The organism is Stenotrophomonas sp. GD03654, from assembly GCF_029845105.1.
In the GTDB taxonomy this organism is placed as follows: Bacteria; Pseudomonadota; Gammaproteobacteria; order Xanthomonadales; family Xanthomonadaceae; genus Stenotrophomonas; species Stenotrophomonas africana.
The window spans coordinates 126,403-138,530 of sequence record NZ_JAOCLC010000001.1; the positions used below are offsets into that span (position 1 = coordinate 126,403).

General features: G+C 60.3%; 13 protein-coding genes. 1 reads left to right on the forward strand and 12 read right to left on the reverse strand.

From position 1 onward, the window contains the following. Positions 1–422 precede the first annotated feature (422 nt). Complete coding sequence (locus tag N5J73_RS00600; RefSeq protein ID WP_049447881.1) at positions 423–779, forward strand: hypothetical protein; 357 nt, start codon at positions 423–425, stop codon at positions 777–779. Between the two features lie 118 nt (positions 780–897). On the opposite strand, the gene N5J73_RS00605 is transcribed toward N5J73_RS00600, so the two are convergent. From N5J73_RS00605 to N5J73_RS00660, 12 genes are all read right to left on the reverse strand, one after another. Then, a complete protein-coding gene (locus tag N5J73_RS00605; protein WP_152906705.1) occupies positions 898–1,569 on the reverse strand; it encodes a hypothetical protein in 672 nt (223 codons plus the stop codon). A 173-nt stretch (positions 1,570–1,742) separates the two neighbouring features. Then, complete coding sequence (locus tag N5J73_RS00610) at positions 1,743–2,852, reverse strand: hypothetical protein (RefSeq protein ID WP_152906704.1); 1,110 nt, start codon at positions 2,850–2,852, stop codon at positions 1,743–1,745. Between the two features lie 629 nt (positions 2,853–3,481). Continuing rightward, positions 3,482–4,030, reverse strand: coding sequence for a hypothetical protein (locus N5J73_RS00615; RefSeq protein ID WP_164078530.1), 549 nt, complete (start codon positions 4,028–4,030; stop codon positions 3,482–3,484). A 66-nt stretch (positions 4,031–4,096) separates the two neighbouring features. Beyond that, entirely contained in the window at positions 4,097–4,513 is a 417-nt protein-coding gene (locus N5J73_RS00620) for a hypothetical protein (protein WP_049451515.1), read from the reverse strand. 956 nt (positions 4,514–5,469) lie between these two features. Further along, positions 5,470–6,390, reverse strand: a complete 921-nt coding sequence (locus N5J73_RS00625; protein ID WP_154352421.1) for a nucleotidyl transferase AbiEii/AbiGii toxin family protein — start codon at positions 6,388–6,390, stop codon at positions 5,470–5,472. Next, positions 6,387–7,124, reverse strand: coding sequence for a type IV toxin-antitoxin system AbiEi family antitoxin (locus N5J73_RS00630; protein ID WP_154353612.1), 738 nt, complete (start codon positions 7,122–7,124; stop codon positions 6,387–6,389). Before N5J73_RS00630 ends, N5J73_RS00625 begins: the two co-directional genes overlap by 4 nt. A 94-nt stretch (positions 7,125–7,218) precedes the next feature. Continuing rightward, a complete protein-coding gene (locus tag N5J73_RS00635) occupies positions 7,219–7,479 on the reverse strand; it encodes a DUF2274 domain-containing protein (RefSeq protein WP_154352420.1) in 261 nt (86 codons plus the stop codon). Further along, positions 7,476–8,741 carry a TrbI/VirB10 family protein gene (locus N5J73_RS00640; protein ID WP_154352419.1) on the reverse strand — a complete coding sequence of 422 codons (1,266 nt, stop codon included), beginning with the start codon at positions 8,739–8,741 and terminating at the stop codon, positions 7,476–7,478. The genes N5J73_RS00635 and N5J73_RS00640 overlap by 4 nt, the downstream gene beginning before the upstream one ends. A gap of 2 nt (positions 8,742–8,743) precedes the next feature. After that, positions 8,744–9,736: a P-type conjugative transfer protein TrbG gene (gene trbG / locus N5J73_RS00645; RefSeq protein WP_154352418.1), complete on the reverse strand. Its 993-nt coding sequence runs from the start codon at positions 9,734–9,736 to the stop codon at positions 8,744–8,746. Then, positions 9,733–10,437, reverse strand: a complete 705-nt coding sequence (gene trbF, locus N5J73_RS00650) for a conjugal transfer protein TrbF (RefSeq protein WP_099605284.1) — start codon at positions 10,435–10,437, stop codon at positions 9,733–9,735. Before trbF ends, trbG begins: the two co-directional genes overlap by 4 nt. A 24-nt stretch (positions 10,438–10,461) precedes the next feature. Beyond that, a complete protein-coding gene (gene trbL / locus N5J73_RS00655; protein ID WP_099605285.1) occupies positions 10,462–11,817 on the reverse strand; it encodes a P-type conjugative transfer protein TrbL in 1,356 nt (451 codons plus the stop codon). Further along, the gene (locus N5J73_RS00660; RefSeq protein ID WP_150359735.1) at positions 11,814–12,122 is read right to left on the reverse strand and encodes a hypothetical protein; all 309 of its coding nucleotides are present in this window, start codon (positions 12,120–12,122) and stop codon (positions 11,814–11,816) included. Before N5J73_RS00660 ends, trbL begins: the two co-directional genes overlap by 4 nt. Positions 12,123–12,128 lie beyond the last annotated feature (6 nt).

Here is a 12,128-nt window from a genome sequence, read left to right on the forward strand (position 1 = left end):
GCGTGGGCGATTGCGCCACTTTGATTCGCCATCAGCATAGCAGCTGCGCGAATGCGTCTTATGGCGTCGCGTGCTGCACGAATGGTGCGTGCAACAATAGTCCTTCGCTCTCGGATTCCGCGATTCCTTCGCGAATTTCTATTGGCATTCGAAGCAGCAGCGTAAACACCATGGCGCGCCACCGACAAAGGGTGGTCGGGTCTGCAAACCCGAAGAAAGCGATGTCTGTAGTTTGCGCTTGCCCGTCGGCACCGTCCTTAACCGGTGCCGGCGGGCAATCCGTCGGCCTGTATGGCGGGCGGTGCGTGGGGGCCCTCGGGCCCGCCGGTTTATGACATCGCTTCTTCCGGTTTGCAGCCACGCATCGTCCGCCACCTCGCTACGCGGTGGCGCTGTTAAGCACAGCCACGGAAGCCGACGCCATGAACGAATCCGACACCTTTTCCTCGTACACCGTTGTTGAGCCCATCAACGACGACACTCCCCTGCCCGACCTGAACTCCCTGCTCGGCATCCTCAAGCGCATGCGCGGTTGCGAGGGGGCTGATGGGCATCCGTGGCCAGAAACCGATGTGTCACCCGGCCGCCGCGTGAGCCTGGCGCGGAGCGAGCGCGCGATGGTCGGGGCGCTGACGGTGCTGGAGCTGTTGCACGCGGCAGACCGCTGCCGAGTGGCAGCGGAGCCGGAGCGGCATCTGGATGAGGGGGTTGTGGATGGCTTGTTTTTGGCTTGCCGGGGACTAGCTGAGTGGGCTTGTCATGAGATCAGGCCAGAGTAGTTTCCCTTGACAGCGCAGATCCCTGCCAACAAACCCAGCGCGCGCTTCCGGCCAGTAGAGGCCGCTCACAATTCCTTTGATTGACCCGAACCGCAACAGCGTGGGCTTAAATGTATTGTTAGATCTTACCAGGCATATATGGCGCCATTTCCTCTTTTACCTTTTTAAGCCAGCCCTCATGATTAATTTGCCCCCCAATATTCTCTAAAGTCTTGTGGAAATCATCTTGGGATTTCGGAAAATCTGTTGCGAAGAGTTTGTAGAGCAGTAGGCCGTTAAGGTTGATGCGGGATTCAGTAATTGCTATCTGGTCTCGCCCTCTCTCCACTCTGCCTCCGAAGCCGACGTTTGCGCTCCACGGAACCTCAAACAGCATGACCCAAGGATCGAAGCCTGCAGCTTGCAAGTCCTTCAAAGACCCCCGGTTTACTATATGATCTGCGTGCAGATTGGACGGAAGAGTCCGACCCGGATCCCGCAACTCCCACTTTGCCTTTACCGCATCCCTGTATCTATTGCTGGCGGCGCTCGCCCAAACAAAATCAACGAATAATCCTAGACATCCGTTGAAGTAACCAGAAACGAGCATCGCATCACTGGAGGATATGCCAGGAAGTTCCTTCACGGCCAGTTTTTTCTCAGCACAGTACTCTCCTAGGCCATTAAACTCCCTAAAATAAACCGGAACTTCCTCAGCAGAATTTTCGAGAACACTTGCCAAGTCCACCCTTGACAAGATGATAAAGGCGGCTTGCTCACTCGTCGAATGACCAATGGGTCGGGTATCCATATTCCGCCTTAGAAAGGTGTGGGTATGTAATGCCAGGCCAAGCTGTTAATATTATACGATAAAAATGCCCGGCGCAGAATGAAGGCGCCCTGCTCTTCCGCCTACTCAGTGTTGCGAGCCGCCACGGCTCGCTCGGTTTTGCGCCTGCAATCGACCATCCTCTTGGCCTCAAACTAGCGGCTTTCAGCGCCAACCCTAGTTCTGATGATATCGGGAAGTTTGAAGACATCCGCCACGACGTCATTCTTCCGCGCCGGATAGATGTGCGCCAGTGCATTGGCAGCAGCCGCGTCTGTTCGGAAAATGTCTACTCTGGGCAGATAAGAGACGTGCAAGGCATCCGCAAAGTCGCTCCCTATAGGCTTGCGAGGAGTGGATAATTGAGATGATCGGCGCAGCAGTTCCGCCAAATAGCGCAATAGAGAATCGAAGGACGGCATTGAGTCATCGACAATCACGGAACCGTCGTATTCTCCAAGTTCATCCATGAGGCTATGCGCTATTGAAGCCCGTAGCTCCACAAGCGATTTATCGAGCCCGCTACCAATTGCCTCTGCCAGTTCATTCCTCTGTTCTGCGCCCTCAATGGCGACGACTTGCCTTGCCACTTCTTCCCTGATAGCTGTTACAGCCGCCACGTAAGAAACATAGCCGCCACGCAATATTTCTGGAAGATTCAGATTGGCATCCTTGGAGCATGCAAGCCAGGTCGCAAAGGACGTGATGTCTTGTATGCTCCTCTCAATCATCGCTACGACGTCACACCACTCTACATCATGTCCGTAGTACCTAATTAGAACATTTGAGTCTTTGAAGAACGGATAGTTTCTACGAAACTCAGCGGCCAGAGGGCTGCTATTTTTTCGCACCTGGCTTTCCATGGCCCGCCGCTCCTTCCTGTTCGGCGGACTGGGGGCCCGCTCCATGGGCGTACCAGCGATACCCAGGTCGGGGAACCAATTATTGGAAATGACCGGCGCCTCACCGCCTGTTGATTTAGATACAACGGAACGAACTTCATACTCAATCAAAGATGTAAATGACGGCATGCTTTCACTTCCGCAAAAATCCGCTATTGTGCGGATGCGGTCAAGACCTTCTGCTGTCGCAGAAGCGTCCTTAGGAAAAACCTCGTAAACATGGACATCACTGAATACAAATCTGACATTCCCATCCTTCTTCAGCTGGAGCAGCTCCCACTTTAGCGAAGCATACTTTGCGTGATCCTTGTGCTTCGTGGAAAAATGCGAGAAGTCTTGACTATCCAGATATACAGTTAGCATTCCATTCACCTCCAGCGCTTTGCGTATGGGCGCACCTGCCGTGAAGTATTACATGGCGGGTTCAGTAGACACCATGGACGTCTGATCCTCTAAGATGAAAAGGGTGCCCTTTGAGGCGGGCGCCAGTGCTGACGAACAAAGCTCCGTCGAGCGCGCCGAACTCAACCACCCCAACGGCACTGCTCCGCATGACGGCACTCACACTCTCGAGCAGGATGTGTACTCTATGGCGCAATAGTTTGATCGATAGGGCGCGGACATCATGAGCACTGCTTGCGAAACCCCGTCTAGAAGTTCATCCATTCAAGGTAGCGAAGATCGCTCACTGTCGTCACTTTGATCGAGCCGCATACTATTCTCTGCCCCTCGACTCCAATCGACGGTACAGCCTGGCGCTCGTCGTCGAGCATGGCAGCAAGCTAGACGACACTCTATAGCTGGCTAGGTCGGCATTCCAAGATACCCTCATTGCGATCACCGAAAACGGAGCGCCATGATTAGCTGTGGCGCTAGCGGCAGGCGCTGGGGCCGGCCACTGTAAAACATGATGACGCTGCCGTAGCAGCCGCTTGGCTTAAGGACGTCCGCTTCCGGCCAGGAGCGGTCGATCGACCTTTGAATTACCAAGATCAGCGAAGCGAGTTCCGCTTGAATGAATCGCTAGGCCCGTCATCAGGCACCCAGTTGTCAGCCAATATGACAACATCATGGCCTAGTGCCAGCAACTTGTCCCGGAACGTGTTCACGTGAGACGCGCCGCAAATGAAGACAACCGGGAAGTGATTCGAACCTACTAATCTTGAAACCCAAAAATTTTCGCGGATGTCATACGAACGACGAACTTGGGCCTCGACCTCATCAGGGTCTATGCCAGCGAAAAATCCGGCAAGCTCAATTTCATTGCGCTGTTGAATGCCTAGCCGCTCCCTGTCTTCAGGCGATGGGTCAGCCAAGTCATGAGCGATGCCGAGCTCACCCGCAATGTGTTGGGCCACGGACTGCGCCAAGCCATTCTCAGCCAGACCAGCACTGCTCATCTCTTCAGCAATTAGAACTACATCCTTTGTGACAATCACCTGCCGCAGATAGTCGCGAAAAGCATCGATGACATCAGGGGGAACATTGGGAGTGGCACGCTGAAATTCATGGCTTGTACCGACGATCAGCACGGCGGGCATAGGGGCTTAACTCCTTAAGCCGAGCAGCGAAGCGGCTTCGACTTGAATGAATTGTTAAAGGTCGCCCTAGTAGCCCAAGGCATCACGCACTCTTGCTCGGTCCGCGGCAATCTCTCCTGAGAGCTTTGTATGTGACGGCTCATCAAGCGGTAGCGCAAGAGGAACCTTGAAAGTGAGGCGGTTGGTAGCAGCACTGGAGTTGGCAGACTGACCTCCCGCTCCAAGCGAAAGGATAGTGGCGACATTGAGCTTGGCTTGAGCGTTTGTCCCGGCATTCTCTGCGACAGAAACCGCAACATCAAAGTCGACTAGGAAGACGTGGTGTAGATCGTCGACCGAGGAGAAATAGGAATTGCCGCCCTTCAAAGGATTCTGAGTTGCCGGATTGACAATGCCACCCAAGGCGCGCACGTCAATCTGTGCATCCTTGACGCCTGTGGCAATCTGCACAAGGGTTTCCCTTACAAATTCCTTTAGGTCCATAAAGCACTCCAATTACCCAATAGACGGACCCTTGGATCCGGCGATACGACTTGCTCACAAAGCAGCGGCTGACGACTATTTTCTTTCAATCAATTTGTTTTTACGGCGACTGGGTCCGGCTAACGAGCCGGCGTGCGACCGGACCCAAATAGGTATGCGGCCCGGTTAGGCTTGGGCCTCAAGTTCAATACTCAACTAGATCTTAGGGCCGCAGGGTCCGGCTAACAAGCCAGTGGGTAATCGGACCCAGCGGCAGCCTCAATCGCCGCGCCGATAGGCGCAATGCTTGCTATGAGTCGCATCACGCCCAGCTTCTCAAGCTAGGCGAACGCTGGCCAATCCCTCTACCAAGAGTTGGCCAGGGTAACTTTTCGCACACCTCAACCCTTCGAGCGCTGGAACAAAGGAAAGCTAGTCGGCCAGAAGGCCCCACTGAAGCTGAAAGACATTTGGGCTATCCGGATCAGATGTTCCATCATTGCAAGAGCTGATGTCTTTCCACTTCCCCAAGGCCCCTCAATAGAAATTACAGATCCCGAGGTAGATGAAACCCGATCCAGCGCGCTTGTTGCAGCCGCTGCAATGCCACTTCGCTGAATTTTATCCTGCTCAATTGCAGCGACTCCGGCAAGAGCCTCATCTGGACTGACCGCACATTGCTTCATTCATCGGTGAATCCGTACTTAGACCTTCCCTCAAGTAAGCAGATACGACATCTAAGAATGTGAGGGGCTGCTGCTCGGCTGACTCTAGAAACCTGATACAACAAGGGCGCCTCTCGGCGCCCTCGTTCGTTCAACTCATTCCCACTCGATCATCAACAGCTCACGCAAGTCCGCGTGGTTAAAGGGATTTGCTTTGATCGACATAGGCCGTTACCGTCGCTTTTACCGTCAGAAAAACAGGTCCTTTGCTGGTGCGGGTTTACGCGGCATCGGCTCATCATCAATCAGCGCTTAGGATACCGCAGCAAGTCGCGTGGCGAGCAAGTCGGCCTGCTCGGCAAACTTCTTCGCATCGGTCTTCTGCAACTGCGCCAGGTTGTGCAGCTTCCAGCGGATGCCCGGCAGTTGTTCGAGGTGTGCGATGTCCAGCAATGACCACTCCGGCGTGCCAGCGGCCAGCGACATCAGAAAGCGCCGCTCATCGCTATCCAAACCCTGCTGGATTTCGCGCACCATGCGCTCGCGCACGGCGAGCAGCGCATCGAGCGACACCGGCTCGGTCGTCATGCCCTGGAAGTTGTGCTCGTAGTCGTGCCGGATGTCCCGCAGCGGCGTGAACAACACTTCATGGATCGGCCGATTGCTGCTGGCCAGATAGACCACGAAGGCGCGCCGGATACCGGGCGTGATGCCCTCGTGCGCAAAGAGCTGCATCACGTCGAACAGGTCACGCGGGTGCTGCCGATCGAGCGCCGCCACCAGCTTGCCGCCGTACACATCTTCCAGCGACACCACCGGAATCTCCAGATCAGCCATCAACACGTCACGGGCCATCGGCGTCAGCGAAGCGCGGTGCACCTGATGCACCGTGCCGCGCATGACGAAGTTGACTTCGACCTTGACCTGAGTCGAGCCGCGACGCACCAGCAGCTTGGTCTCCCCTGCCGCCGCCGCTGGCGCGTGTGTCTGGAATCCCCGCTTCTTCAACCGCTCGGCAGCTCGCCGGATCGCCTCGTTGATGCGCGCCAGTGCCTCGTCGCGCGGCAAGGTGTGGTCGGGAAAGACCAAATCCAAATCCACCGACAAGCGCGGCATCTCACGCACGAACAGATTGATCGCCGTACCGCCCTTCAATGCAAAGGTGTCGTCCGCGAACACCAATGGCGCCACCTGCGTCAGTAGCCGCGCGGTATCGAGATAGGTCTGGTTCATGGCTTGAGCACCAGCAGGCCATCGGCCGAGCGGGACACCCAGGGCCGGTCGCTGCCGGTCGGCAGTGTGGCCGGGTCGAGCTTGGCCGCCCAAGGCAGCGACGCCTCGCGGCCGAGTTGCAGGCACAGCCGCACGGTCTTGACGTTCGTGCAGCGTTGCAACAGCTCGCGCAGCACATCCGCGCGCAGGCTATAGGCGCTCTCCACCAGTTCACGGGCTTCCTGCAAAGGCTGGCGCACGCCGACCTCACTCAACAGTTCCAGCAAGGCGCGCTCCGGTGCCGACACCTGCGGTGCCCCGCTGCGCTGCTCGAACTGGCCGACGTGCAGCAAGGCGGCCGGCTGCTCGTCGAACAGCCGTTTGCGGTGGTATTCGGCCGGGAAGCGTTCGGTGAACCATTCCGGCAGACGTGCGGCCTTCCAACCATACAGATGCAGCACCGGCTGCTGCGACACGTACTGGCGCACGCCATACCAGTCCAGCGCCGACTTGCCGCCGACGTGCAGCCCCTCGAATTGGCGCTGCAACAGCAGCAGACTGGGATGGAGCGCCGGGGGATCGTTCGGACGGCAGAACACCCCACGCGCCAAGCGCGTAAGCCACCCTGCCCGGACGTAGTGAACAGCCAAGTCGGCAGAGATGCCCAGCGTCGCCAAATCCTCCGAGGTCAGCGGCGTTCCCGGCGCCAACCGGGTGTAGAGCACATTTAGCTTGCTTGAATTAGTCGTAGCCATGCTACGATATATACATCTTTTCCAATCGATCGTCAATTTGATATGGAGGAACCAATCGTAGACTGGATACGACAATGTAATCTTATCCAAATAATCACCCTTTCGGCATAGCCGTGCGGGAAGAAGGTCGGGTGTCATCTCCCCTGCCCCGCCGGAATCCTCGATCCCCAGCGATAAACGCCTCCAGCATGTGCGGGATCAGCGTCATGGCATCGACCGTCTCGCCATACGCCTGCGCGTGCAGCGAGGCGTAGCGGTCGAGGTCGGCTTTCAGGCTAGCCGGGCAGGCGAAGGTCAGCTTGATGCTCTCGGTCTTGGGCAGCGGCCCGAGCCGCAGCTTCTTGGTTGTGCTCATTGCATCGCCCCCCGTTGGAAGAACATCGGCTGATAAGGTCGGAACACCAAATCGCGGTTGACGATGATGCGCACCGGCAAGCCCGGCCGGGCGGTCAGCGTCGGCTGGATATTCATGTTGCGCCGGGTGATTTCCTGCCCAACTTGATTGATGCTGTCCTGGGCGCTGTCGCGCCCCGCGATGACGATGCGGTTGCCGTCCTGCCGGTTCTCCGGCGCGGCCAGCTCGGCGCCCACACCCAGCAGCGTCGTCAGCACCGCGCCCGCGACGATGCGATTCCAGTGCCAGTTCACGTCATCCTCCAGGCCGGCGTAGCCGGCCGGATCGGTGCCCACTAGGTTGTCGAGCGTCAGCGAAGACGTGTCGGGCAAGATGATCCGGTTCCACACTACTTGCACGCGGCTCTGCCCGTAGCTGACCTGGCTGTTGTAGCGCCCAAGGATGCGCGCCCCCTGCGGAATCAGCAGGAACTTGCCCGTGGCTGTGTCAAAGACCGGCTCTGTCACCGTGGCGATCACGTCGCCCGGCAAGTCCGACTTGATGCCTGTCACCAGCGCGCCCGCGATCACGGTTCCAGCCATCACCTGATAGGGCGACGCCGGCAGCGCCAGATTGCCGGAATTGCGGGTTTCCGTAGAACCGGCTTTCAGGAACGCCTCTTTCTGGTCTTGCCGGTTCTGCACGGCGGTCGGGTCGGCGGGCTGGGCCGCCGTCGAGGCAGGCCCGGCAGCGAGAGGATCGAAGGCCGCGAGCGTGCTTGCAGCACCCGGCGCTGCCTGCGCGACCGTGGCGGCGGTCTGACCTTGGCCGCCCGAGCGGAAGAACACCGACGAGGCCGCCGCCGCGTCCGCCTCCTTGCGCAAGGCATCCTCGGGATCATGGCCTGGCGGCGCATAGGCCGGCGTCACCGGCTGCTGCGAAGCGACGATGGCAGGGCCAAGGTCGCCTGGTAACGGCGGCCCTAATTCCGGCACTTTTGGCGGTAGCTTCGAGTAGTCCGAAGGCAGGCCATCCAACCCTTCGGACTTCGACACACGATCGACGTTGTAAAGCTCGGTCTGTTCATTGGCCCCGCGCCGCTGCGGTTGCAATGACCAGATCGTGGCCCCGAGCACGGCGACCGACAGGCCGCCAACGAGGACGGCCAGCACGCGCCGGTTCAGGCGCATGACGGGGCGTGGCTGGGCGCGCAGCGGCACCGCCTCGGGCGCAACCTTGCCCGCCTGCGGCGTGGCGAGGTCGGTAGTGTCGTCTTGGCTCATGGTCAATTCCTCCGCGCAACGCCGTCCGTGCGCTCGATCCGTACCACGTCGCCCTTGTCACCACCCAGGCGCAGTTCGGCCGCGCCGAACAGCCGATCCACGATGTAGTACGGCGAGCGGAAGCGGTAGTTCACCAGTTGCCCATCACCTTGTGGCCCAATGACGAACAGCGGCGGCAGCTCGCCTTGCGCGATATCAGGCGGGAACTGGATATAGACCTTCTCGCCGTCATCGAAAGCGCGCAGTGGCTTCCACGGCGGATTGCTACCCGAGACGGTGTAGCGGAAACGGATCTTCTCCAGCGACAGCCCGCTATCGACCGGCGCGGCGGCACTGGCCGCCTGCGCCTGGCGCTGCAAGGCCAGCATCTTGTCCTTCGGGTACTCCCAGGACACCGACGCCATCCACGTCTTCTCGGTCGAGGTCAACTCGATCAGGTAGGTGCGTCGGCTGGTCGTGATGACCAGATTGGTCTTCAACCCCGAGCGAATCGGCTTGACCATTACGTTCACGCGCAACGCATCACCGCTGCCGCTCGATGTGTCGCCCACGATCCAACGCACGGTATCGCCGGCGGCGACCGTCACCAGCTCCTCACCCGGCTGGAGCGCGATTACGGTCACGCGACCCACGGCCGCATAGACCTGATACAGCGCACCATCGGTATAGGGCCACACCTGAATCGCATTGACGTAGCCCTCGCGCGTGGGCGCGATGCGTGCCTCGGCGTTGGCCCGAGACACGCGCACGGTCTCGTCCGCCGGCTCCGGCGCGGGCTTGGCAGCCTCGGACTCGGGCAATGGCTTCAACTGCGTTGGCATCGGCAGCACCTCGGGCACGGCCACCATCTCCACCGGCTTGGGCGGCTCCGGCAGCGGCTGGGCCTGCACGGGCTCATCGAGCGAGATGGTCGGCGGCGGCTTGCCCTGTGTGGCGCAGCCCGCCAGGGCCGCAAGCGCCAGCACGGAAACATAAATACGGAAAGACGATTTCATGGTTTGGCTCCTTCGGAAGAATCCAGTTCACGCGCCCAGGACAGGCCGTTGACGTAGATGCCCAAGGGGTTCTTGCGCAGGCGCTGCTCGGTGCGCGGGGTCTGCTGCACGATGGAAATCACGGCGTTCCAGCGTTCAGTCCCTGCGGCAGCGCCGTTGACGAAGCGCTGCTCCGTCCAGCGCACGTTGAAAGACGTGTCGCTGGCGCGAGTCACGCTGGTGATCTGCACCGTCACCGACTCCTTGCCAATGCGTGCGAACGGGTCGCTCACGCGCGCGTAGTCGTTGAGGACGGCCGCGCCTTTGTCGGTCGTGTAGTCGTAGGCATCGAGCCAGTTCTGGCGGACAACGATGGGGTCGATTGACAACGAGCGCACCAGACCGATGAAGCGGCCCAGGTGGTACGCAGTCTGTGCATCGCTGGGCCGGTACGGCGTGGCGGCTTCGCCGACCGCGCGCACCTGGCCGGCGTTGTCCACCTCCACGACGTAGGGTGTCACGATGGACTGCGCCGAACGCCACACCAGGCCGCCGGCCATCAACAGCGCGAGCGTCAGGCAGCCGAAGGCCATCAGCCGCCAGTTCTTCGCCTGCACGCGCGGCGAGCCGATGCGGTCGTCCCACACTTGGCCGGCAGCTTGGTACGGCGTGGCAGGCTGCGGCGTGTCGGCATAGCGCACCTGCGGTTTCTTGAATCGCATGGTCAGCTCTCCTTATGAATCGCTTCAGTCGTCGGAGCCGCGCAGGCTCGGCCCTTGGCCAGAGCCGCCGCCATCGCCACCGCGCAGCGCGTGGGCGGTGGTGGTCGCGGCATGGGTGATTTGTTGGCGGCGGTGCAGCCGCTTGGCCCAGGCAGGTTGTTCCGGTGCCTGGGCCGCAGTGGCACTTGCCGGGGCGGGGCCACCTGACGCTCCCGCATCCCCATTCCAGCCTGCGCGGAAGGGAGCGGCCATGCGTTGCCCGGCAGCGGAGGCTCGGGACGCAGCGCCTCGCCCAGCTGCCTGCGCACCCGTCTTGACGACGCTGCCCAGTCCCGCCATTGCGCCTTTCGCACCACCTCCTGCGGCGGCGGAGCCGGCCTGGAATGCCGACTTCGTACTGCCAGCCGCCGATGTGGCCGCACGCGCACCAGCGCCGGCCAGCTTGGCGGCTGCCGGTGCCATGCGCGCGCCAGCCGCCACCGCACCACCGACGCCGGTTGCTGCAGCACCGATAACGACGGCCGTGCCGGCTGCACCGACAGCGGCACCCGCCATCGCACCCGCGCCGAGCTGCGGCGCACCGGACACGAGGCCTGTGGCGATGCCAGGGCCGAAGATGCCCAGCGCCAGCAGCGTGAGTGAGGCCAGCATGATGACCAGCGCGTGGTCGATGGACGGCTCGGCGGGATGAACCTGAAACTGAGAGAACAGGCCCGATCCAATGCCCACGATCACGGCCAACACCAGCACCTTGACGCCGGAGGCCACCACGTTGCCCAAGACCTTTTCGGCCAAGAACGAGGTCTTGTTCCAAAGCGCGAACGGCACCAGCACGAAGCCCGCGAGCGTGGTCAGCTTGAACTCAATCAGCGTGATGAAAAGCTGGATCGCCAGCACGAAAAAACACAGCACCACGATCAGCCACGCGAGGAACATCACCACGATGGGGTCAAGGTTCACGAACACTTCGGGGAACCCGGCCATGTCGCCGATCTGCTTCAGGATCGGCGCACCCGCGTCAATGCCCATCTTCGCTAGGCGGCCCGGCTGCAAGAAGTTCTCCATCGTGATGGCCGAACCGGTGGCGGTGATACCCAAACCCGCAAAGGAGCGGAACACGATGCTGGCCAGCCAGTTGAAGTTATTGAGAATGTAGGCGAAGGCACCGACGTAGAGCACCTTGCGCAGCAACTTGGCGATCACGTCCTCGCCCTGGCCAGTGGCGTGGCTCATGGCCCAATACAGTCCGGCGATCGTCATGTCGATGACGATCAGCGTGGCCGTGAGGAACGCCACTTCGCCCCGCAGCAGCCCGAAACCCGAGTCGATGTAGGTGGCGAAGGTGTTGAGGAACTGGTCGATGATGGTCACGTCATTCATGGCGTGCCCTCTGGTTCATCGAAGCTGGGCGGGATCGGCGGCAGGTCCGCCAGCGTCCGGTATTCGTCCGGCCCGGACTGGCCGGCGAAGAAGCGCCGCCGGAATACCTCAGCTGCGGCGCGGCAAGCGTCCTCGCCCGTGGTCGGCATAACCTGTTGTGGATGGGCCGCGCATTGCGCGCGCAATGCCTTGAGCCGCACGGGATCGGCGGACAAGGCATCCGCAAGGTTGTCGGTCGGCTGCTCGCCGCACGCGGCCAGCAGCACGACAAGCATCACAACAGACGGGGCGAGGACACATCGCATGGCGAC